The sequence below is a fragment of the Acetivibrio cellulolyticus CD2 genome (assembly GCF_000179595.2).
Classification (GTDB): domain Bacteria; phylum Bacillota; class Clostridia; order Acetivibrionales; family Acetivibrionaceae; genus Acetivibrio; species Acetivibrio cellulolyticus.
This window is the reverse complement of record NZ_JH556653.1, coordinates 650,917-672,584: the sequence shown is the minus strand read 5'-3', so window position 1 is coordinate 672,584 and position 21,668 is coordinate 650,917. Positions and strand designations below refer to the sequence as shown.

Genomic DNA, 21,668 nt, shown 5'->3' with positions numbered 1-21,668 from the left:
ATGGCGTTCACTTACTTTTTCAGGGATTTACAAACGCTTGATATGATATGTGAACATGCTTTACCGAGTCTGAAGTCACGAAGATATATCAATATATGGGATGCCGGCTGTGCGATGGGGCCGGAGCCATATAGTCTTGCCATTGTTATAAGGGAAAGAACAGGCTACATGTACTTTAGAAATATAAAAATACATGCTACGGACTTAGATGGTAGTGATCTTTTTGGAGACATAATATCAAACGCATCATATCCATGGGAACAGGTAGAGAGAATTCCTAAAGATATTTTTGAAAGGTATTTTGTAGCAGATGAAAAAGAAAAACACTACCGTTTAGTGCAGGAAATAAGAAATGCCGTTGATTTCAAGAAACATGATCTGCTTTCAATGAAAAGTCCGGGTTCTGATTTTGGACTGGTATTGTGTAAAAACGTTCTTTTGCACTTTAGTGAGCATCAGCGCATAGAAGTTATAAAAATGTTTCACTCATCACTGAGTGAAGGCGGATTTTTAGCAATGGAGCAGACTCAAAAACTTCCGGAAGCCGTTTCACATCTATTTGAACCGATAGTTTCCCATGCACAGTTGTATAAAAAAATATGAAAACTCGGAGGTGGCTCCTTGAAGGTTTTATGCCTTACTAGCGAAAGCCAAATATATACATCAAATGCTTTTTTAATTACTGATAGAGTTTTTAAGGTTATTCATACGCCTGGACACAGCAATGACTCTATTTGTCTGTATAACAGTGAAGAGAAAGTACTTTTTTCAGGGGATACACCTCTTGTTATAAGGTCGAAGGATAACACCTATGAACAAAACTTTATAGAAGCACTAAAATATCTTAGTACAAAAAAAGTTGAAACCATATATTTTGGGCATGGCCCACCTCTTAATCACGATTGTATGGAGATGATTTCTAATATTATAAATAACATATCAATAAAAGGTAATTAGGATATTTAATTTTTTTGATATGTATTTTATGTAAAGAGTAATGAATTTAGATAACAAACATATAGCACTTAAACGTTATCTATAGTGTTTGTAAAGCAGTTTATTGGACTAAATAATGATAACAAGGAGGTTATTAGTATGAAGTGGTTTTATAATATGAAAATCGGAGCGAAGTTGTTGTTGGGATTTATAATTGTATCGTTGTTGACAGGAGTTATAGGTGTTGTTGGAATTTGGAATATTAAATCCCTCAGTGATTCGGACAGTAAATTGTATAGCAACATGACAGTTCCAATATCTCAATTATCGGGTATTTCAACTGCATTTCAAAGGATGCGTGTTAATGCGAGGGATATGATAATTGCATCAAGCGATAGCGATATTCAACAAAATATTGACAAAATCAATGAAAGAATAGCAGAAATTGATGAACTTTCATCTGAATATGAGGCTTTGATACTTTCAGACAGAATGAGAGAAGAATTCAACAAATTTGTAGATTCCAGAAAAGCATACAGAACTGAGATTGATAAAGTAATAAAGTTAGCTAAAGAAAATAAGGATGCTGAAGCGTATGAAATACTAGGTGAAACAGGAAGTGCAGGAATTGCTTCAAGAGCAGAACAGGATGCAATAGAAAAATTGGTTGAACTAAAAGTTGAGGATGCTAAACAACAAGAAGAAAAAAATACTAATCAAGCCAATAGCACAATGCTGATAATGCTATTAGTCGTTTTTGTAACATTATGCCTATCAATCCTTCTAGGTGTGTTTATATCAAGAATTATTACCAAGCCTATCAAGAAAGCTGCAAATATGCTGCAGGAGATGGGAAAAGGTCATCTTGGAACTCGGCTAAATATGGATACAAAAGATGAGATCGGACAGATGGCAAGGGACATGGATGAATTTGCAGATGATTTGCAGAATAATGTTGTAGGTGTAATGAAGAAAATTTCTGATGGTGACGTGAGCATGATTATACAGCCTAAAGATTCACAGGATGAAATTTCTCCGGCTTTAAATAAAACAGTAGATACAGTTAGAGGATTGATTGCGGATACAGGCAACCTTATTAAAGCTACACAAGAAGGAAAACTTGACACCAGATGTAATGCAAACTCCTACTCAGGTAGTTGGAAGGAAATGGTGATAGGAATAAATAATTTAATAGATGCCTTTGTAGGTCCAATCAATGTTACTGCTGAGTATATTGACAGGGTAAGTAATGGAGACATTCCACCTAAAATAACAGATACTTATTATGGTGATTTCAATGAAATTAAGAACAATTTGAACAAATTAATTGATACATTGAATTTATTTATCACTGATATGGATTACATGGCAAAGCAGCATGATTTGGGCGATATTGATGTTGTTGTACCAGAAGAAAAATTCAATGGTTCATACAGGGCGATGGCAAAAGGCGTAAATGATATGGTAAAAGGGCACATTACCGTTAAGAAAAAAGCAATGGCATGTGTGGCCGAATTTTCGAAAGGTAACTTTGAGGCAGAGCTTGAAAAATTTCCAGGTAAGAAGGCATTTATTAATGAAAATATAGAATCATTAAGAAAGAATTTGAAGGATGTAAATAATGAAATTAATAAGCTCATTGAAGCATCTGAAGAAGGAAAATTGAGTGAAAGAGGAAATGACAAAGCCTTCCAGGGTGATTGGGCCGTTATGATTAAAGGGCTTAATGGACTTATAGAAAAAATTGTTGAACCGGTTATGGAAGCAGCAACAGTTTTAGATGAGATGGCAAAGGGTAATTTGCAAACTGCAGTTATCGGTAATTACAAGGGTGACCACGCTCGAATCAAGGAAGCGCTCAACTTTACAATTAAGACAATTTCAAGTTATATAAATGAAATATCTTATATACTTACGGAAATGGCCAATGGAAATCTTGGTGTAGGAATTACTGTTGATTATTTAGGAGACTTTATTGAAATCAAAAATTCAATAAATATGATTGTTAAATCCTTCAATGAAGTTCTAGGAGATATGAATTTGGCAGCGGAACAGGTTGCAGCTGGTTCAAGGCAGGTTTCTGATTCAAGCCAGGCACTATCACAGGGGTCGACAGAACAGGCAAGTTCCATAGAAGAATTGACAGCTTCCATGAATGAAATAGCAGAACAGACTAAAAAGAATGCAGTAAATGCAAATCTTGCAAATGAGCTTGCCTTAACAGCAAAAAACAATGCAGCTCAAGGAAATGATCAAATGAAAGAAATGCTAAAGGCAATGGAGGAGATCAATCTGTCATCCTCCAACATTTCAAAGATAATTAAAGTTATTGATGATATTGCATTCCAGACTAACATACTTGCATTAAATGCTGCTGTGGAAGCTGCAAGGGCTGGCCAACACGGAAAAGGTTTTGCAGTTGTAGCTGAAGAAGTACGAAACTTAGCAGCAAGAAGTGCGAATGCAGCTAAAGAAACAACATCTATGATAGAAGGTTCTATTAAGAAGGTTGAAGAAGGTACCAAGATTGCAAATGAAACTGCAGATGCATTGAACAATATAGTTGAAGGAGTAGCAAAGGCTGCGGATATTGTTGGCAATATAGCATCTGCATCAAATGAACAGGCAACAGGAATATCACAGGTTAATCAGGGAATATCACAGGTTTCACAGGTGATCCAAACGAATTCGGCAACAGCGGAGGAAGGTTCTGCAGCAAGTGAAGAACTTTCAGGTCAGGCAGATCTTCTAAAAGAAATGGTTGCTAAATTCAAGTTAAAGAATGCAGAATCCTTTGGAAATATAAATGACCTGAGCCCTGATGTGCTTAAAGCGTTGCAATGCATGATGGATGAGAAAAAAGCACCTAAAGGAGCAGGATTAAAGAAAGCTGGTAACGGATTTACAGTTGGAAAAGCATCTAAATCAAGGATTTCATTAAACGATATTGATTTTGACAAGTATTAAATCCGTGTTGTACAAAAGCAGGTAAGTTTTTCTGAACTAAAGAGATTAATAAATAGAAATAAAGGGGCATAGGCCTTAAACTGCCTATGCTCCTTAGAAATTATTGAATTGTAGCTTAAATTTTTAAAAGCGCGCTGTGGACAAAAATATGTATGCTTTTAGTTACTGATAAATGTAAAAAATAACTTGAAATATCGTGAACTTGGAGGACATAAGATGGAAGTAAACAGCTATAATAGTCAAAAAATATTGGAATACATTGGTGAGGGATTATTATATGCGGACAATGAGGGTAAAATTCTATTTATAAATAAAGCTGCAGAAAACTTAACTGGATGGAATAGAGACGAATGCATTGGAAAAAAATTGAGTATGTTTTCCGTATTAAAAACATATCTTCTGAAGGTTATTTAGATGGTTATTGCTATAATATTATGAAATCCGGGGAAGAAAAAGGTCTTATTAAAGATACTGTACTTGTAAAGAAAGATTTGTCAATATTTTTTATATCGGCAAAAATATCACCTGTAAAAAATGAAGAAAATATAATATGTGGTATGGTAATAGTATTCAGGGACATATCCAGGCTTAGAAGCATTGAGGATAAATTGAGCTTTGAAGAAAAAAAGTTTAAAACAATTTATGAAACCGCTCCTGTGGGAATGCTTGTAGTAGACGAAAAACTTATTATCAGAGATATAAATAAGTCAATGCTTAATATTATTGAAAAAGAAATTGATGAATGTATAGGCAGAAGATTCGGCGATGGCATTGGATGTATAAACAGCTTCATAGCCAATGGCTGTGGTAAAAGCGAAAAATGTTTTGAATGTTTAACAGCAGAAACACTTACGGATTTTTTTAGGAATAGGACGGAATTTGTAGACTTTGAAGTCGAAGCTGAAATTCTTCTTAATGGCAAACCTGTTTTAAAGTGGTTTAAAATATATGTGACAAATACAGATATAGTTGGATTAAATGACTGTCTTCTTGTCATTGATGACATTACAGAGAAAAAGCTTATGGAAGATGCTATTATACGTTCACGTGATTATTATATTTCACTTTTTGATAATTTTCCGGCTCTTATTTGGCGAACTGGAGTAGGCTCCAAGTGTGATTATTTCAACAACAACTGGCTGGCATTTACAGGCAGGTCTATTGAGCAGGAGCTTGGTGCAGGATGGACAGAAGGAATACATCATGATGATTTGAAAAAATGCAAAGATGTTTTTTGGGATTCATTCAATAAGAGAGGAGCCCTCCAAGTTGAATTTAGATTAAGGTACAATGATGGGAGCTACCATTGGGTAAGGAATATTGGACATCCCATATATGATTTAAAAGGAGAGTTTGCAGGATATATAGGTGCGGTTTTTGATATATCGGAACATAAGAGCATGATGGAGGAGTTGAATAAATCCAAAGAAGAGGCTGAGGCTGCTAACAAAGCAAAAAGCCAGTTTCTAGCCAATATGAGTCATGAAATAAGAACACCCTTAAATGGAATGGTGGGAATGATTGACTTAACACTTATGAGTGACTTGAATAATGAACAAAGAGATAATCTTGAGACAGCAAAATCATGCGTTGATTCTCTCCTAAAGTTAATAAACGAAATACTTGATTTTTCTAAAATTGAGGCCGGGAAACTGGAACTTGTGAACTCAAGTTTCAGATTGGAAGATTTATTGGAGCAAACGGTAAAACCATATAAAATCAAAGCTAAGGAACATAATGTAATGGTCGACTATTCAATAAGCTCTGACCTACCTGAATATATAATTGGAGACCAACTCAGAATAAAGCAGGTTTTAAACAACTTACTCAGTAATGCTTTGAAGTTCACTGAAGCTGGCAGTATAAATTTAAAGGTGGATATAAACACAATCGATAATGATGAATTTATACTTTTTGAGGTTTCAGATACGGGTGTTGGAATTGCTGATGAGGATATGGAAAAACTCTTTAAAAGCTTTTCCCAGGTGGATAACTCTTATACAAGGAAATACAACGGAACAGGATTAGGGTTAGCAATTTCGAAAAGGCTTATAGAGAAGATGGGCGGAAGTATATGGATTAAAAGTGAAAAAGGTATAGGTAGCACATTTTCTTTTACAATAAAACTTGAACGCGGTATAGTACAGAGTGTAAATCAATTTAAAGGTATCAGTAATTATAAAGCATCTAAAGAACTGGATATTTTGGTAGTTGATGATGACAAAATAAACCAGACAGTTATTGAAGGGATGCTTCGTGGTTTTGGGCATAGGGTTAAGATTGCCAATAATGGTTTTGAAGCAATAAACTGTGTTTCAGAGAAGAATTTTGATTTGGTTTTAATGGACATACAGATGCCTGAGATGGATGGGGTTACAGCGACCAAATATATCAGGGAGAGTGAGTTAAAAAAGAATAATTATATTAGCAAGGAAGAATTAACTTCGGAGGAACATAATTTTAGATTACCGATTGTAGCATTGACAGCCCATGCTTTACAAGGTGACAAAGAGAAGTTTTTGGCTTTTGGTATGGATGCATATATTTCAAAGCCTGTAATCATTTCTGAACTTTTTAATACAATTGAGCAAATCATAAAAGGTAAGGATGATAAGGAACTTGAAAACTTACTTGAAAATTCTAAAAAGTTTGTAGAACCAAAAGAAAATATTGATAAAAGTTTTCTAGAGGGTTTAGTTTTCAAAATGAAGCAGGCATTAAATGATGAAAATACCAGCTTGCTAGAAAATTACTCACATTCAATTAAGGAATATATTCAAAGGTTTGATGTAGAGCAGATATATGAGAATGCCTTAAGAATTGAATTGAGTGCAAGGAAGGAAAAAATTCCGGGAATAGGAAATTATATAGAAAAAATTGAAAAATGTATTTTAGAATTGTGAGTTATTGGCAATGAACTTTTGCAGTTCGATCTCTTTAATAAAAAACTGTGTACAAAGGAGATGATTTATATGAGAATTTTAATTGTTGAAGATGATAATGTCAGTGGGAAATTTTTATTCAAATTTTTGTCAAGCTATGGTGAATGTGATATTTGTGTAGATGGAATGGAAGCTCTAGATACTTTTTTGATGGCAATAAAAGATGGTGAACCATATGATTTGGTTTGCCTTGATGTTATGATGCCAAAGCTCGATGGTATTAAGACACTGAAAGCTATAAGGTATATAGAAAAAAGAGAGGGTATTGAGGAAGCGAAAAAGTGTAAGATAATTATGACTACAGCTTTAAATGATACTGGAACAATTATGCAGACTTATAATAATGATTGCGAAGCATTTGCAGTTAAGCCTATAAATACACAAAAATTTATAGAGGTTATGAAAAGCTTGAATCTTATTTAGAACTACTATCAGATAATAGTAGGGGTGGTAGATTGCTGCTCCCTATTATTTAAGCTAATTTTTTAACAGTACCTACGGTAGATATAATAAGATTGTTAATGTATAATGGATGGTACATGGATAGCTTTTCTGTGTGCCATTTTTATTATGGGGGTTATTTGAATGATACTTTCAGGTCTTGAAATAAAAAATCGGATTGGCAATGAGATAATAATTGAACCTTTTGAGGAGAAATACGTTAATCCTAACAGCTATAACCTGCGTTTGCATAATGAGTTATTAGTATATGAGGATAATATTCTGGATATGAAAAAGCCTAATAAGACTAGAAGCATTATTATTCCAGAAGAAGGACTTGTACTTGAACCTGGTAGATTATACTTGGGAAGGACGCTTGAATACACAAAGACCGAAAATTATGTTCCAATGCTGGAAGGACGATCTTCCATTGGCAGACTAGGGCTATATATTCATGTAACTGCTGGGTTTGGTGATGTTGGCTTCAGTGGATACTGGACGCTGGAGATTCAATGCGTTCATCCAATAAAGATATATCCAGGAGTTGAGATTTGCCAGATATATTATCATTCTATTGAGGGCGAATATGAAAAATACTGCAGCGGAAAGTACCAGAACAATACTGGAATACAGCCAAGTTTGCTTTACAAGGACTTTGAAAAGGGTGATTAATCTTGGATAGATATAACTGTATCATTTGGGACTGGAATGGTACATTGTTTGATGATTTGGACGTCTGCGTAAATGTAATGAATAGAATACTACGTAATCGCAATTTGCCATTGTTAGATACCAAAAGGTATAAAGAAATATTTGGCTTCCCGGTAAAACACTATTACAATAAGCTTGGATTTGATTTTGTAATAGAGCCATTTGAGAAAATATCCATGGAATTTATTACAGAATATCAAAAAGAGAGCTTATCAGCGAGACTAAACGAAAATTGTATACCTGTATTGGAGTATATTCGAAATGAAGGCATTAACCAGGTAATATTGTCTGCTTCACAGATAGGAAATCTAGAGGCACAGGTAAGGCATTTTGAGATTATTGATTATTTTGATAGGCTGCTTGGGCTTGATCATTGCCATGCTACAAGCAAGGTGGATACCGGAAAAATGTGGCTTGAGGAATCAGGATTTGATAAAAAAGAAGTTTTGCTTGTAGGTGATACATTGCACGATTATGAAACAGCCTGTGAGATAGGTTGTGATTGTATATTGTTAACCAGCGGGCATCAAAGCAAAGAAAGAGTATCATGCCTTGGTGTGCCGGTTATTGAATCTTTGTTGGAAGTAAAGCAGTATTTAATAACAGGGAGTTAAAGAGTCAGGTTTTGTGAGACATTTATTCATCTTCTCTTGTAGTATTATAACTAATAAAAGGTTCCATTCTATCTGGAAAACCAAATTGTGAGCAGCCTATACATGGAGTGTCATCCTTGATAGGCCAGTTTACATATTTATTCCACTGCCTTATAGGGCAGTCTGACCTTGTCACTGGTCCACGGCAGCCTAATTTGAACATACAGGTCTGTTCGCCAAGTTTTGTGGCAAATATACCCTGATCAAAATATGACCTTCTAGGGCATCTGTCATGGATGCGGGTACTATAGAATAGCAAGGGTCTATCAAGGTTATCCAGTTCCGGCTCGCCATAAAGAATTATATGTGCCAGTGTGCCTAAAAACCAGTCTGGATGGCAGGGACAGCCTGGAAGTTTGATAACTTTACGTTTTAATAAGGACTGTACACTTACGCTTTCCGAAGGATTAGGAGTTGCTGCAGAAACGCCTCCATGGGTGGCGCATGCACCGACGGCAATCACATGGGAGGCTTTTTCTCCTAAAAGCCTTATAGCATCCAAGGCTGTGAAAGGTTTTCCCTGCCACCTTCCAATGATGTTGTAAAGCCCATTGTTTTTCGTCGCAACAGCACCTTCAACAGCTAGAATAAAGTCTGTACCTACAGCACTCATAAGCTTTGCTATGGCACTTTCTCCCCAGTCCGACATGAGACTGTTGTTGTAAAGGAGGTTTACCATATTGGTGATTAAATATTCAAATTCAGGGTGGTAGCCATCCAGCAGCGATATAATGTTGCCAGAGCACCCGGTAAGCTCAAGCCATATTAAATTTCTCTTTTTTAATGTGCGATCAGATATTTTTTCACTGACCTCATCCAAAAGCGTATTTGAAGTGCCGTGCCTGCTTTCGTATTCTGGACAAAGATTTTGGTTATCAGTCATTGTATCAACCGTCCTACTGTTTTTAATTTTGATAATATATTCTGGCCTGCGTGGCAGGAGGCAAATTCTCCAGTTAAATCTCTTCCTGCTACAAGCCCGAAGTGAGTTGCGGCAGCCCATGCGGCATTATTTGTAACATCATAAACTATACCGTTTACTGCTACATAAGCTGGATTCCCATTTTTTCCGTTGTACTTTGATAATTCCTGTACGGTAAAGGTTACTTGGCTTCCTTCACTATTCTGCGAAGTTGGACTGTTCAAGTTTTGAAGCTCACTTGGAGCAATGCCCTGTATTATTTTTTCAATGCCGCTTTTTGTACTGCTGCTTGGGATTGTGCTGGAAATACTACCTTTGGGAATTACAGGTAAGTTGGCGGTAGTACCTGTTTCACTGCCTGAAAGTTCAAGTAAAAAATTAATCGTTGCTAACCTGTCTCTTATCAGGTTTAGAATCATGTTGCGTGTATATGTGCAGGATAGGACATATAAAAGGTTTGTATAGTAATTGACTTCATGGATTATTGTCCTTATTTGTTCTTGAAGCCGCTCGTTATAAGGCATGCGTTTTCCTCCTTAATCATATTCATCAACAGTCGATGATATTCGGAAATAAATTATTGTTTATATGTTGGGAGGGGTGCTTTTTATAGCGGTTTTGCCAGTTCAAATTCAGCTAACCATCTATGGTATTCGCCAATGCTTAGTATTGAATCGTAAAAAATAGTATTCGGGATACATTTAACGATTCGTACCATAGTTCCAATTGGAACATGAGGTGGTTTGCCATGTCCCGCCGATTCTATTACTGTAGCATAACTACCTGGGGCGAGAGGAGTTCCTGAATAAGGGTTCTGGGGTCTTAATTCGAACCAAGCAAACCAACGATGAATTTCACCGTTCGGTAATTGAACAGCACATAGGTTCCCATACCATGGCATAACTATATTAACAGGTGTACCTGGGTGAATTTCAGGGGGGTGGCTAACTATTGATATAGCGTTTTCGCCGGGAGCAAATTGAGGGGAAGCTAAAAAGTTGTTTATCATGTTAAAACCCTTCCTTTATGGTTATGTTATATAGTATGATAATAAATAAGTAAAAGTGTTGAATGAAAATGGAAAAGATACATTTTAGATAGGAGTGATAAGTGATGGCTCTGGTTTTTATTCTTGTTACAGCCGCAATTGCAGGTATAATCTATGGAATAGTAAAGAAAAACAAAACATTGTTAGTTGCATCTATAATTTTCTTGATTATCATTGCAATGCTATTACTAATTTATTCTTACCTATATTCAAAAAATCCTTATTAGAGCTTTTATTTTTGGAAGGGATATACAAGTTTGCTTCAGAAAACAATTCAAAAGGTATCTGTATTATTTTAGCCCAATGTATGGGCTTTTTTGTTTTCGTAATACTTTATTTAATAATTAATTAATGTTGACATGGAAATAGAATACTAATATAATGATATTAACAACGAGTTAAGAACAATGTGTTAATAAATAGTTATCAGGTTTAACTATAGCTCGATAAAGCTATAGTAAGAAAGTGAGGGATATTAAATGGAGAAATTTACTTTTTTCTGGCGATCGCATTCACCTTTTTCACAATGGTACATAGCAAAATTTATTATTAACGGAATAGAATTTAATTGTGCTGAACAATACATGATGTATATGAAAGCTGTACTATTTAAAGATGAGGAGATATCACAAAAAATTCTTGAAGCTAAAATGCCTTCACAGCATAAGTCTCTTGGCCGTAAGGTAAAACACTTTAATCAAGAAGTGTGGGAAAGTAACTGCAAAAAGATTGTATATGACGGCAACTATGCTAAGTTTACACAAAATCCTGAACTTAAGCAAAAACTCCTTGAAACAAAAGGGACTATTGTGGAAGCTAGTCCAGTGGATAGTATTTGGGGTGTAGGTCTTTCTGAAGATGACCCAAGAATTCAAGACAGAAAGACTTGGAGAGGAAAGAACTGGTTGGGTGAAGTGCTAACACAGCTAAGGGACGATCTTCTCAAAAATGAGAACTAGTGGTTCGTTGGAGGTATTAACTATGAATAATTCACAAAATAGAGATATCAGGGTAAAAGTTGCTCTTGAAACATTAAAGATATTAGAAGCAGGTTTATATACAAATCATCAAGGGACAACAGTAGATATAAAAGAAGACCTGAAAATTGCGATAGACAATACTATACTGTACAAGCCCGATAGTTTTGAAAATATCGAAAATGAAATTGAAAAAATCAGAAATGAAAAAGAATCTAAAAAACCTATAGTTGAGATAACTGACGAGACAACAATAAGTGCAGCAAGAAGACTTGTTGTTGATGAAGGGTTTGATAAAGCTGTCTGTTTAAATTTTGCATCTGCTAAAAACCCAGGCGGTGGTTTTTTAAGTGGTAGTCAAGCTCAGGAAGAAAGTCTTGCAAGATCATCAGGTCTGTACCCTTGTATTTCTCAAATGAAAGAAATGTATGACTATAATAGGGGTATTAAGACTTGCCTTTATTCCGATTACATGATTTACTCACCTAAAGTGCCGGTCTTCAGGGATGACAATAACAGATTGCTTAAGGAGGCATTCCTTATATCATTTATCACAGCTCCTGCGGTAAATGCGGGAGTTGTACGGGAACGCGAAAAAGGAAACATAGAAAAAATTCATAGCGTAATGATTAGCAGAATTAAAAAGATTTTGTTAATTGCTGCCTTGAATAACAATAGAGCTATAGTTTTAGGTGCATATGGCTGTGGGGTTTTTAAGAACAAAACGGAGGATGTTGCAGAATACTTTAGAAAAGTACTGCACGAAGATGGATATAAACTGCTTTTTGATAGAATTACGTTTGCAATATATGATAGCTCTGTTGATAAAGCAAAAATAAGAGAATTTGAGCGGGCGTTGCTTTGAAGTTAAATATTGTGAGCTTAGAGGTAGGGAAAAGGTATATCCTTTAGTAGATAAGCTGCTTGAACATATTGGATGAAAATGATGTTTTTATGAGGAAGGTTGATGGCAAATGGATTATATAAGGTTAAGTAAGGCGATGTCTTATGCATTAAGGCATGCACCATGGGAATATGAACTGGAGATTGATGAACATGGATGGGTAAATATTGAGCATTTACTATACTCGTTTCATGAGGAAAAGAAATGGTCTGAGCTAGAAATCAAAGATATTATTTACGTGGTAGAAAACTGTGATAAGAAGAGATTTGAAGTAGACGACAAAAGAATAAGAGCCTTGTACGGGCATTCAGTTCCACAGAAAATAATAAAGGAACCGATGCAGCCGCCTGAGATACTATACCATGGAACTGCAAAACGATTCTTATCAATGATTAAGGAAAAGGGTTTGATTCCTAAAGGAAGGCAATATGTTCATCTGGCTGTTGACTCAGATATGGCGCTACAAGTTGGCAAAAGGAGAGATGACCATCCAGCTTTACTTATTATAAATTCAAGGGATGCATGGAATGAAGGAATTAAGTTTTATAAGGGGAACGAAAAAGTGTGGCTTGCCGATTTTATAGACTCCCAATATATAGAAATTGGATAGTAAAGATAAATTCTTATTAATAGTAAATAATAAAAGCAGCTATGTAAATTAACCAATAAGAGTTTGCCTGTAAGATTTAAATTATTTTGTTTAAGTATACCTGTAAGGGGTATATATTAAACAATAAATCATACTATCTGAAGGAGGTAGTCTTTATGACAATAAAAGTATATTCTACTCCAACATGTCCTTGGTGTACGGTGGCAAAGAAATATTTAACATCAAAAAATGTTCCTTTTGAAGATGTTGATGTTTCAAGAGATAGGGAAGCCGCGATGGAAATGGTGAATAAATCAGGTCAAAGAGGTGTTCCCGTAATTGACATTAATGGCAATATAATTGTAGGCTTTGATCAGTCTGAAATTGATCGGCTAATCAGCGTATAATAAAGAGAGGTTATAAAGTGGATGCATGAAGCATTCACTTTATTTTTTTAAACTATTGCTCATCAACGTTTTGTACCGGAAGCTGTATTTCTATAGTAGTACCTTTGCCAGCCGCACTTTTTAATTCTACACTTCCTCCATTAAGTTTTATAAGATGCTTTGCAATGGCAAGTCCAAGACCTGTACCACTACTTTTTCTTGACTTGTCAGTTTTATAGAAACGGTCCCAAACATAGGGAAGCTCTTCCACGGCTATACCATATCCCTGATCCTGAATTAATATTTCTAGTGAGTCTTTAACATGTGTAGTTACAGTTACAATTGTTTTATCGGGAGAATATTTTATGGCGTTATCTATAAAAATTACAAAAAGTTGTCTAAGTCTGTCATAATCTCCTAGAACAGGTGGTACATTATCGTCTGTAATAAAATCGATTTGTATTTCTTTCTTATCTGCTATTGTTTGCATACTCTTTATAATGTCAGAAAGAAGGCTTGGGATGTGGACATGTTCCTTATGGATTGTAATTTTACCTGACTGAAGACGCGAGAGTTCTAAAAGGTCGCTTACAAGTCTTTCCAGGCCTCTGGTTTCAGAAAGCATTCTCTGATAGAAACGTTTAATATCTTCCGTATCTTCGATTGTACCATCGGAAAGTGCTTCAAGGGAGCCTCTGATAACAGTGAGGGGTGTCCTGAATTCATGGGATACATTTGCAACAAAATCTCTTCTTACCTGTTCCAGTTTGTTAATTTCTTCAGTGGCCTCAGAAAGTTCAGATGCCAACAAATCAAGTGAGTCTCCAAGCTGTCCTATTTCATCCTGGCGATTAATGCCTGTTCGTGCATTATAATTTCCGCGAGCCATTTCCAATGCCGTGCGATTCATTGTTTTTAAAGGGCGTGTGAAAATAATTGAGTAGAAAATACCTAGCCCTACTGCAATAAGAAGAGCAATTAAAAGGCTAACGGATAATATACTGATTGTCTTGTTTAGAGCGCCTGTTATTCCTGTTATGGGAGCATGTAGAAGGACGGAGCCAATTACATTTTTATCAGAATCCAAAATTGGAACTCCTATTGTCAAGGTGGCTTCATTGTACACATTACTGAAGCTTTCACTTACTGATTCCTTTCCTGAAAGGACATCCTGAATGACATTCTCTGCGGCTTCAGGCAGCGGTCCCGGAGACAAAGTGTGCGCCATACCTGTGCCCATACCCATTCCGCTTAGGGCAACAGGATTGCCTTGTCTGTCAATAATCCATACTTTTGCTTCAGCCATTGTATCAAGGAAACGCATAAATCCGCCAAATCCTCGCATTTGTCCATTGCTTTGCAAATTCTCTGAAAGAACCTCGGATATGTTATGTGCTCTTTCAAGCATGATTTTCTGACGACTGTCAAAGGCATATTGACGAAATATATTGATAAAAACCAAGCCAATAGTGAGCATTGAAATTAGTACAATTACAACGAAGCCCAGGGTTAGTTTAAAAGCAATCCTCTTTTTAAACATTTTTCACCTCAAATTTATATCCTACTCCCCATATGGTTTTTATATCCCAAATAAAGGACTCAGGCTGGTTGGTTGATTTTGATTCACTGCTTGCCATGCTACCTGGTATATCGACTTTTGCCCTGAGTCTTTTTATATGTGTATCAACAGTACGGGCGTCACCAAAATACTCATATCCCCAAACACTGTTTAAAAGATTATCTCGCGAGAAAACCTTACCAGGGTTCGAGGCTAAAAGCCAGAATATTTCTATTTCTTTCTTGGTAAGGTTGACCTCTTGCCCATTAATTTTTACCTCATAATCGGAAATATTGATCTCAAGTCCAGGAAAACGGATTATATCCTTCTTATCCTCCTCCGAAATATCAATACGCCTTAATACAGCACGTATCCGTGCCATAACCTCTCCGGGGCTGAAGGGTTTTACGATATAGTCGTCAGCTCCAATGTCCAGTCCCATTATACGGTCTGCGTCTTCACCCTTTGCGGTAACCATGATAATAGGAACGTTGGATGTTTTACGTATTTCTTGGCAAACCTCAAAGCCATCTTTTTTTGGCATCATGACATCCAACAGAATTAAGAGCGGGGAGTACTCATTAAACATATTAACAGCGCTTTCGCCATCGTAAGCAATAATTGGGGTAAACCCTTCCTTAGACACATAGGTCTTCAATATATCAACAATTCCATCATTATCGTCTGCTATCAAAATATGCTTGTTTATAATGAACCCTCCAATCTTTTATTCCTTTTCTTAGATTATACCATTTTAATAGTAATTATTTGTTACAAAATTATGGCGTATTAAGAAAACTAAATGTCAAATTTGTTTCGAACTTTTGTCAAACTTTTGCCACATTTATTTTTTAGAATGAAAACATAAATTAAATTTATTAAAACCAAATAAAAAGGAGTGTTGAAGGTTGAAAAATATGAAAAAGCTTATTGTATTAGTTGTTGCTATAGGTGCAATAGGGGTAGCAGGAGTAGCTTATGCAGCCGATATAAAAACACCGGCAGATATTACAGCAGCGTTGACAGGCAAAAGTGTTGCAGATGTAGCTAATGAGCGTGCTGAAGGTAAAACTTACGGAACAATAGCTAAGGAAGCTGGAAAACTTGATGAATTCAAGGCACAAATACTCGAACAGAAAAAAGCGGTGCTTGACCAAAGGGTAAAAGATGGTACTCTTACACAGCAGCAAGCGGACGAAATCTATAATCAAATTAAAACAAACCAAGCAACTTGTGATGGTACTGGTAATGCTGGAATTGGCAAAAAGTATGGAGCAGGTTTTGGGCAAGGAAAAGGAATGGGCAGAGGAATGGGCTGTGGAGCAGGAATGAGGAATGGCAGTTGTGGTGGAGCAGGTTGCGGTATGGGAAATAATAAATAATACTAACAGGTAGAGAACCCCTCTACAAGGTGTATAGTTATCGGAGGGCTCGCGAAAGCTACCCTCTGATAATTATACGGTTGTATAGGGGAGGTTGCAAAACTTTAGGTAGAGGGGTGTCTTATATGAATTGGAATAAAGTCACAAAATGGTTAAGGCTTTTTGTGATAGTGGGATTGCTTGTATGGGTTACTTATGAGTCCTATATGCATCAGGTTCTAGGGGGAGGTAAAGCTCCGTCTATACATGCGCTATGTCCTTTTGGTGCACTTGAAAGCCTGTTTACTTTGCTTTTTATGGGTAGCTTTATTAAAAAAATATACTCAGGTACAGTAGTTTTACTGGTTCTAACAATAGCCATTGCAGTTCTGTTCAGAAGAAGTTTTTGTGGATTGCTTTGTCCTTTTGGAGCGCTGCAAGAGGTGTTTGCAAGAATAGGACAAAAGATATTTAAAAGAAGATTTGTAATATCACCGAAAATTGATAGACCATTAAGATATTTAAAGTACCTTATTTTGCTTCTTACTGTAGGAATGGCATGGTACCTGGGTTCTCTATGGATGTCAGCATATGATCCATATTCAGCATATGCTCATCTGTCAGCAGTTGCAGATACTATTGAGGAAGATCCAGCCGCCATAGTTGGGTTTATACTTTTGGCAATTACATTGATAGCATCATTACTCTATGACAGGTTCTTTTGTAAATACCTGTGCCCTGTTGGGGCGTTCTATGGAATTATTGGTAAAATAAGCCCTACAAAAGTTGAACGAAATAATAACGTTTGTATTCATTGCAAGGCATGTAACAAAGCTTGTCCTATGAATATTGATGTGGAGAAAGCAGCTAAAGTTACTAGTGCAGAATGCATAAACTGTAATGAATGTGTTTTGGCCTGCCCGAAAAATGGAGCACTTGAGATTAAGACTGCAAAAAAGACTATTCATCCTTTTGTAATGATAATTATAGTTGTTGGTTTATTCTTTGGAACAATATTGGTTGCCCAAGTGACTGGGAATTTTGAAATATTGCCTTCAGCTTTGAAAGAAGGACAAACTATATCGATTTCGGAAGTCAAAGGATATTATTCTATAGAGGAGGCAGCAATGGCAACAGGCATGTCTATTGAAGAAGTGTATGATAAACTTGGCATACCGGAAAGTGTATCAAAGGGGACCAAATTAAAAGAAATCTCAAAAGAGGTTCCAAGTTATGATTTTGATGCTGCTAAAGAAAAAGCTGGTGGGACAGATATTTCGGTAAAAGAACCAGAAACATCCAAAGCAGAAAATGATTCAAACAAGGTTGATATTAGTGGTATAAAAGGCTCTATGACTATCAGGGAGGCAGCTCAATCTTTAAATATGGAGATTGGAGAATTCTACAAGTTGTTTAAAATTCCTGAAGATGTACCGGCCCAAACTCAAATGAAAGGCATATCAACTGTTTCGCCGGGATATGAGTTTGAAAAAGTAAAAGAATCGCTAAGGTAAGCATAAAAGTTTAATAAACTAGGGGCTGATGCACTAAGAAATGATGGGCTCCCTTATGGGTAGACAAGTGAAGTAATAAAACTTGTCACTTAGAAGGGAGCATATTTTATGCCCAAAAGAAAGGTATCTGGCAATGAAAAGTTAACTGGAGAACGAATAAAGCTATCGAGCTTCCACCCTATATAGGTCGGCTGTGGATAGTTATTCTCGTCCTTGCCTGGATATCGAAATTTATTATTGGGCCTAAGTATTGGTGAAAGTGGCAGTTTGATACTGCAAAAAATAAATGAATTTATTTAATATGGCTTTGTAAACAATGATTCAGATTTAATTTATCAATCTGAATCATTGTTTTACTATTTTAATTAGGGACAATTTAAAATTGTCAAGTCCAAACCTAAATTACTCTTTTTCCAGCGCATCTTCAGAATACTTAACAGTTGAATTCCATAAAATCCATTCATCATAACCGGCATCGTAAACTGCTTTGATTTGCTGTCTTACATCATCGGCACCGTATTTTTTGTAGTTACCTGAACCAAGCCATGTAGCAGTGAAGTCTTGCAAATATGGTCTCACTTTTGCTCTGTAATCTGAGACCTTTGAAATTCTAGATTTTGCTTTTACTAACGTATTATACACAACGTTATAAGGGTCCATGTCAGGTTTTGGGAATACCACCTTATTTATTGTCTGTCCTGCATAATAGTGTGATGGATATACCATCGGGCATATATAATCAACGTCTTTTCCTACGTACTCAAGATATTGGCCTATTTTTTCCGTATCATTAGGGCTCTCGCATATTATTCCAAATACATCTGCAGATATAGTACTATCGGGCATTTCACTTCTAGCGTATGCAAGAAATTCATCGATTCCTTCATAGAGTTTTTTATCGCCTGAACCTGGAAATACCATTTTAGACTTGTTTCCGTCAGGAAAGCGGACATAGTCGAACTGTATTTCATCTACTCCCTTTGACAGTGCTTCCTTAGCTATATCAACATTATATTTCCATGCATCTTTATTATACGCATTAACCCAGGTCATACCATTATGGATTAGAAGACCCCCTGATGTGTTTTTAACTGCCCATTCCGGCATCTTTTTTGATATAACCGGATCTTTAAAACATACAATCCTTCCAATGACATGGATTTCATTATCCTTAAATTCCTTAACTACTTCTTCTATTTTGAATCTTTTTTGATAAGTCTTTTTCTCTTTAACAAGTGGTACTTCCGACGGGTAACTGACATAGCCTGTGTCATCCTTTATATCAATAACATAGGAATTTATTTCTGTTGTTTTTGCCAGATTTACAAAATGATCAACAGTACTTTTATTGCTTAGGGGCCATGAAGACAGAAACAGAGCCTTAGCCTTAAAAGGTTCAGGTGATGGCTCCGGCTGCGCAGATGCCATTTGGGATGGCTGCGGAACTGGTGAGGTAGTAGCTGCAACTTTGTTACCATTATCGGTATCAGAATTCTTTATAACCTTTTTACAACCTACAAAAACAATCGATGCTGTAATACACATAATCACTATAAATAGGACCTTGGAATTTAGTTTGTTTTTCATATTTTCCCCCAATTGTTTTTTATTCTGGTTATGCCCGTGAACAATAGCATCACTTCCATAAAGAGCACTTTTTTGAGATATCAACTTTGTAGATAGAATTTTTCAGACTTTTAATATTACCTTTATAAGAAAAAGGCAACTATTAATCTTTGACAACATAAAAAAATTGTATATGTTCAATTTAACAAAGATTTTAAAAATAAACAATACAATTTAATTACTTTTGAAGAGGTAATTTTCACCACATGTCACATATAAAGGGGCATAAATTGGTTTTATGCCCCTTAAAACTTTATGATTCCCTGAGCCCAATACTTTGAAGTATCCTTAAAAGTCTCTTCAAAAGGTCGTTGAGCCCAAGCTTTTATTTGAACTCTTTAGAAAGAAATGAAAGAGTTTTTGTTAACTATATAAACTTTTAGCACTAAAAAAGCCTAAAATTTATAATTTAAAAATCACGAAGGCATACCAAGAAGAATTTGCCTCAGAAGAGCAAAATCTATTGAATTAACGCTTCCATCTTTATTCATGTCTGCTGCAAGAAGATTGTTTCCTGTAAGTATGCTCATACCGAGAAGGTGTTTTCTTAAAAGAGCAAAATCAATTGAGTTAACAGCTTTGTCAACGTTAATATCACCACATAGAATTTCTCCGCTATCAGGTTTCCATATTTTGAAGTTGCCACTGCAATGAAGTAATCCCATCATATAAAGCATACCATCATAATATCTCCATTTACCGCTTGGTATACTAACCTTCCACAATTCTTCAACAAATTCATTGGATTTGTTTGTAGACGCCAAAGAAGCAACAGCATTCATAGCAACTAGTCCTGGTGAATGATCGCTTGAAAGTTTTGAACCACTTACGGTGAATTGATTTCCGTATGAGCTAATGCCCTCTTTATAGAAGAAACCCTGTATTCTATCCGCGAATGTTACTTGCCATGAATCTTTTCCCCACCATGCATAATCAACAGCAATATTTGAAGCTACGCGCCAAGCATCGAATCTGAAATCTGCATGTCCGCTTGACCAGCTTACATCTTTAGGAGAGCCGTCAAAATTTGCATAATCGGGTGCTAATCCGGTAGTTGAGTTGGTTGCTTTCTGAAAAAACTGTCTGCTTGCACTTGCAGCATCGCTCCAGAAAGAATTGTCTTTTTCACCCCAAAGAGCCCACAATTCATAAAATGCAGGAAGATGATAGGATGGATCACTAAATGCGTCTGCTCCCGATGTAGGACAGAAAACAACCTTTTTTTCTGTTTTGTTGAACATGTTTACACCGACGCCATCATCAGACTGGTGAAGCATTGCATCGAGAAGAGCCTTAGCTTCTGCACTATAATTATAGATCCCGGTTCCATCGCCCCAACGGTTTGACGCAAAAAGTAAAGAAGTAGCGAAATATTCCTCGCCATCCGATGCCGGTGTATTATCCATTTTACTTCCTGAAGTACTGCACTGCCATGCAAAAAAGCCTTTAAACTGGCCATCTGCGTGATACATGTATTCTTTAGCCCATTTCCATAACATATCAAATTCTTTCTTCTTGTCCATTTGTACACAAATCATCATTCCATATGACATACCTTCACTGCGGACATCATTGTCACCTACATCCATAATGTAGGCTTTATCTGTTCCTACAGGGTAAAATAATCTCTGTGTTGAATCATCCCCATAAAACATCTGATCAAAAGCCTTTTGCAATTTTGCATCAATTTCCGATTGGCTTTTACCTATTTCTGCAAAAAGATTACGATATGTATTGGTTTCATATGCCCCCCCCGATGCTGCTTTTACACTGTTTTTTCCAATTGGGAATGACAGCGCTGTCAAAACCAGTGAGATAGTAAGTAAGTAAAGAATACATCTTTTCATTGAACGTGATCTTAACATATTTCTCCTCCTCATAATATATTTATATTTACGACAAAAAGATGGGCTTTTTGTCATTATAAACTTCATTATTATAATTCGATTAGAATTTAGTTTTTGTCTGCTTTTTAGCCTTAAGATTATAATTATTTTCAAGCTTAGTTTTTAATTTAATTAAATATATAAGTTAAAGATATTGACGTGACTTTTAAACAGGAGTAATATTATTGTGTGCATATGCACATAATAAAAATATATTGCTGCGAAGCTTAATAGTGTTCGATATATT

General features: G+C 36.0%; 21 protein-coding genes. 14 read left to right on the top strand and 7 right to left on the bottom strand.

Going from position 1 to position 21,668, the window contains the following annotated elements; translation table 11 throughout:
- The 8 genes from ACECE_RS0205300 to ACECE_RS0205265 all read left to right on the top strand — a co-directional run bounded on the left by ACECE_RS0205300 (position 1) and on the right by ACECE_RS0205265 (position 8,611).
- Positions 1-603 (top strand): CheR family methyltransferase, encoded by a 603-nt coding sequence (locus ACECE_RS0205300; RefSeq protein ID WP_010245079.1) that lies wholly within the window; start codon positions 1-3, stop codon positions 601-603.
- Between the two features lie 18 nt (positions 604-621).
- Positions 622-957 carry an MBL fold metallo-hydrolase gene (locus ACECE_RS26655; RefSeq protein WP_010245076.1) on the top strand — a complete coding sequence of 112 codons (336 nt, stop codon included), beginning with the start codon at positions 622-624 and terminating at the stop codon, positions 955-957.
- A gap of 138 nt (positions 958-1,095) precedes the next feature.
- Positions 1,096-3,903 carry a methyl-accepting chemotaxis protein gene (locus ACECE_RS29070; RefSeq protein WP_010245075.1) on the top strand — a complete coding sequence of 936 codons (2,808 nt, stop codon included), beginning with the start codon at positions 1,096-1,098 and terminating at the stop codon, positions 3,901-3,903.
- Between the two features lie 216 nt (positions 3,904-4,119).
- A complete protein-coding gene (locus ACECE_RS0205285) occupies positions 4,120-4,317 on the top strand; it encodes a PAS domain-containing protein (protein WP_010245073.1) in 198 nt (65 codons plus the stop codon).
- 20 nt (positions 4,318-4,337) lie between these two features.
- Complete coding sequence (locus ACECE_RS29065; RefSeq protein ID WP_010245071.1) at positions 4,338-6,806, top strand: PAS domain-containing hybrid sensor histidine kinase/response regulator; 2,469 nt, start codon at positions 4,338-4,340, stop codon at positions 6,804-6,806.
- A 69-nt stretch (positions 6,807-6,875) separates the two neighbouring features.
- Positions 6,876-7,268, top strand: coding sequence for a response regulator (locus ACECE_RS0205275; RefSeq protein WP_010245068.1), 393 nt, complete (start codon positions 6,876-6,878; stop codon positions 7,266-7,268).
- 162 nt (positions 7,269-7,430) lie between these two features.
- On the top strand, positions 7,431-7,958 hold the full coding sequence (dcd, locus tag ACECE_RS0205270) for a dCTP deaminase (protein ID WP_010245066.1): 528 nt from the start codon (positions 7,431-7,433) through the stop codon (positions 7,956-7,958).
- Positions 7,959-7,960: 2 nt separating this feature from the next.
- Positions 7,961-8,611 carry an HAD family hydrolase gene (locus ACECE_RS0205265; RefSeq protein WP_010245064.1) on the top strand — a complete coding sequence of 217 codons (651 nt, stop codon included), beginning with the start codon at positions 7,961-7,963 and terminating at the stop codon, positions 8,609-8,611.
- Positions 8,612-8,633: 22 nt separating this feature from the next.
- On the opposite strand, the gene ACECE_RS0205260 is transcribed toward ACECE_RS0205265, so the two are convergent.
- The 3 genes from ACECE_RS0205260 to ACECE_RS0205250 form a co-directional block, all read right to left on the bottom strand.
- The gene (locus ACECE_RS0205260) at positions 8,634-9,533 is read right to left on the bottom strand and encodes a hydrogenase small subunit (protein WP_010245061.1); all 900 of its coding nucleotides are present in this window, start codon (positions 9,531-9,533) and stop codon (positions 8,634-8,636) included.
- Positions 9,530-10,096, bottom strand: a complete 567-nt coding sequence (locus ACECE_RS31635) for a cytochrome b5 domain-containing protein (protein WP_010245059.1) — start codon at positions 10,094-10,096, stop codon at positions 9,530-9,532. The genes ACECE_RS0205260 and ACECE_RS31635 overlap by 4 nt, the downstream gene beginning before the upstream one ends.
- Before the next feature lie 83 nt (positions 10,097-10,179).
- Complete coding sequence (locus ACECE_RS0205250; RefSeq protein WP_162862484.1) at positions 10,180-10,473, bottom strand: hypothetical protein; 294 nt, start codon at positions 10,471-10,473, stop codon at positions 10,180-10,182.
- Positions 10,474-11,099: 626 nt separating this feature from the next.
- On the opposite strand from ACECE_RS0205250, the gene ACECE_RS0205240 reads away from it, so the two are divergent.
- The 4 genes from ACECE_RS0205240 (at position 11,100) to ACECE_RS0205225 (ending at position 13,497) form a co-directional block, all read left to right on the top strand.
- A complete protein-coding gene (locus ACECE_RS0205240; RefSeq protein ID WP_010245054.1) occupies positions 11,100-11,579 on the top strand; it encodes an NADAR family protein in 480 nt (159 codons plus the stop codon).
- A gap of 22 nt (positions 11,580-11,601) precedes the next feature.
- Complete coding sequence (locus tag ACECE_RS0205235) at positions 11,602-12,462, top strand: TIGR02452 family protein (protein ID WP_010245052.1); 861 nt, start codon at positions 11,602-11,604, stop codon at positions 12,460-12,462.
- Positions 12,463-12,571: 109 nt separating this feature from the next.
- Complete coding sequence (locus tag ACECE_RS0205230) at positions 12,572-13,111, top strand: RNA 2'-phosphotransferase (RefSeq protein WP_010245051.1); 540 nt, start codon at positions 12,572-12,574, stop codon at positions 13,109-13,111.
- A gap of 155 nt (positions 13,112-13,266) precedes the next feature.
- A complete protein-coding gene (locus ACECE_RS0205225; protein WP_010245050.1) occupies positions 13,267-13,497 on the top strand; it encodes a glutaredoxin family protein in 231 nt (76 codons plus the stop codon).
- A gap of 52 nt (positions 13,498-13,549) precedes the next feature.
- Here ACECE_RS0205225 and ACECE_RS0205220 read toward each other — a convergent pair whose 3' ends face one another.
- A complete protein-coding gene (locus ACECE_RS0205220) occupies positions 13,550-15,016 on the bottom strand; it encodes a sensor histidine kinase (RefSeq protein WP_010245048.1) in 1,467 nt (488 codons plus the stop codon).
- Complete coding sequence (locus ACECE_RS0205215; protein WP_026073704.1) at positions 15,009-15,743, bottom strand: response regulator transcription factor; 735 nt, start codon at positions 15,741-15,743, stop codon at positions 15,009-15,011. Before ACECE_RS0205215 ends, ACECE_RS0205220 begins: the two co-directional genes overlap by 8 nt.
- A 199-nt stretch (positions 15,744-15,942) precedes the next feature.
- Between ACECE_RS0205215 and ACECE_RS0205210 the strand changes: the two genes are divergently transcribed.
- Together ACECE_RS0205210 and ACECE_RS0205205 are read left to right on the top strand one after the other, a co-directional pair.
- Positions 15,943-16,416 (top strand): DUF2680 domain-containing protein, encoded by a 474-nt coding sequence (locus tag ACECE_RS0205210; RefSeq protein ID WP_010245044.1) that lies wholly within the window; start codon positions 15,943-15,945, stop codon positions 16,414-16,416.
- Positions 16,417-16,541: 125 nt separating this feature from the next.
- Positions 16,542-17,909: a 4Fe-4S binding protein gene (locus ACECE_RS0205205; protein WP_010245042.1), complete on the top strand. Its 1,368-nt coding sequence runs from the start codon at positions 16,542-16,544 to the stop codon at positions 17,907-17,909.
- A gap of 402 nt (positions 17,910-18,311) precedes the next feature.
- On the opposite strand, the gene ACECE_RS0205200 is transcribed toward ACECE_RS0205205, so the two are convergent.
- The gene (locus tag ACECE_RS0205200) at positions 18,312-19,496 is read right to left on the bottom strand and encodes a putative glycoside hydrolase (RefSeq protein ID WP_010245040.1); all 1,185 of its coding nucleotides are present in this window, start codon (positions 19,494-19,496) and stop codon (positions 18,312-18,314) included.
- A gap of 455 nt (positions 19,497-19,951) precedes the next feature.
- Positions 19,952-21,400, bottom strand: a complete 1,449-nt coding sequence (locus tag ACECE_RS0205195; RefSeq protein ID WP_010245038.1) for a glycosyl hydrolase family 8 — start codon at positions 21,398-21,400, stop codon at positions 19,952-19,954.
- Positions 21,401-21,668 lie beyond the last annotated feature (268 nt).

Coding starts and splice junctions, on each gene's coding strand:
- ACECE_RS0205240 (WP_010245054.1), top strand. CDS start 11,100: ATGGAGAAATTTACTTTTTTCTGGCGATCGCATTCACCTTTTTCACAA.
- ACECE_RS0205235 (WP_010245052.1), top strand. CDS start 11,602: ATGAATAATTCACAAAATAGAGATATCAGGGTAAAAGTTGCTCTTGAA.
- ACECE_RS0205285 (WP_010245073.1), top strand. CDS start 4,120: ATGGAAGTAAACAGCTATAATAGTCAAAAAATATTGGAATACATTGGT.
- ACECE_RS31635 (WP_010245059.1), bottom strand. CDS start 10,096: ATGCCTTATAACGAGCGGCTTCAAGAACAAATAAGGACAATAATCCAT.
- ACECE_RS0205225 (WP_010245050.1), top strand. CDS start 13,267: ATGACAATAAAAGTATATTCTACTCCAACATGTCCTTGGTGTACGGTG.
- ACECE_RS0205250 (WP_162862484.1), bottom strand. CDS start 10,473: ATGCCATGGTATGGGAACCTATGTGCTGTTCAATTACCGAACGGTGAA.
- ACECE_RS0205200 (WP_010245040.1), bottom strand. CDS start 19,496: ATGAAAAACAAACTAAATTCCAAGGTCCTATTTATAGTGATTATGTGT.
- ACECE_RS0205195 (WP_010245038.1), bottom strand. CDS start 21,400: ATGTTAAGATCACGTTCAATGAAAAGATGTATTCTTTACTTACTTACT.
- ACECE_RS0205220 (WP_010245048.1), bottom strand. CDS start 15,016: ATGTTTAAAAAGAGGATTGCTTTTAAACTAACCCTGGGCTTCGTTGTA.
- ACECE_RS29070 (WP_010245075.1), top strand. CDS start 1,096: ATGAAGTGGTTTTATAATATGAAAATCGGAGCGAAGTTGTTGTTGGGA.
- ACECE_RS0205260 (WP_010245061.1), bottom strand. CDS start 9,533: ATGACTGATAACCAAAATCTTTGTCCAGAATACGAAAGCAGGCACGGC.
- ACECE_RS0205205 (WP_010245042.1), top strand. CDS start 16,542: ATGAATTGGAATAAAGTCACAAAATGGTTAAGGCTTTTTGTGATAGTG.
- ACECE_RS0205230 (WP_010245051.1), top strand. CDS start 12,572: ATGGATTATATAAGGTTAAGTAAGGCGATGTCTTATGCATTAAGGCAT.
- dcd (WP_010245066.1), top strand. CDS start 7,431: ATGATACTTTCAGGTCTTGAAATAAAAAATCGGATTGGCAATGAGATA.
- ACECE_RS0205275 (WP_010245068.1), top strand. CDS start 6,876: ATGAGAATTTTAATTGTTGAAGATGATAATGTCAGTGGGAAATTTTTA.
- ACECE_RS29065 (WP_010245071.1), top strand. CDS start 4,338: ATGAAATCCGGGGAAGAAAAAGGTCTTATTAAAGATACTGTACTTGTA.
- ACECE_RS0205300 (WP_010245079.1), top strand. CDS start 1: ATGGCGTTCACTTACTTTTTCAGGGATTTACAAACGCTTGATATGATA.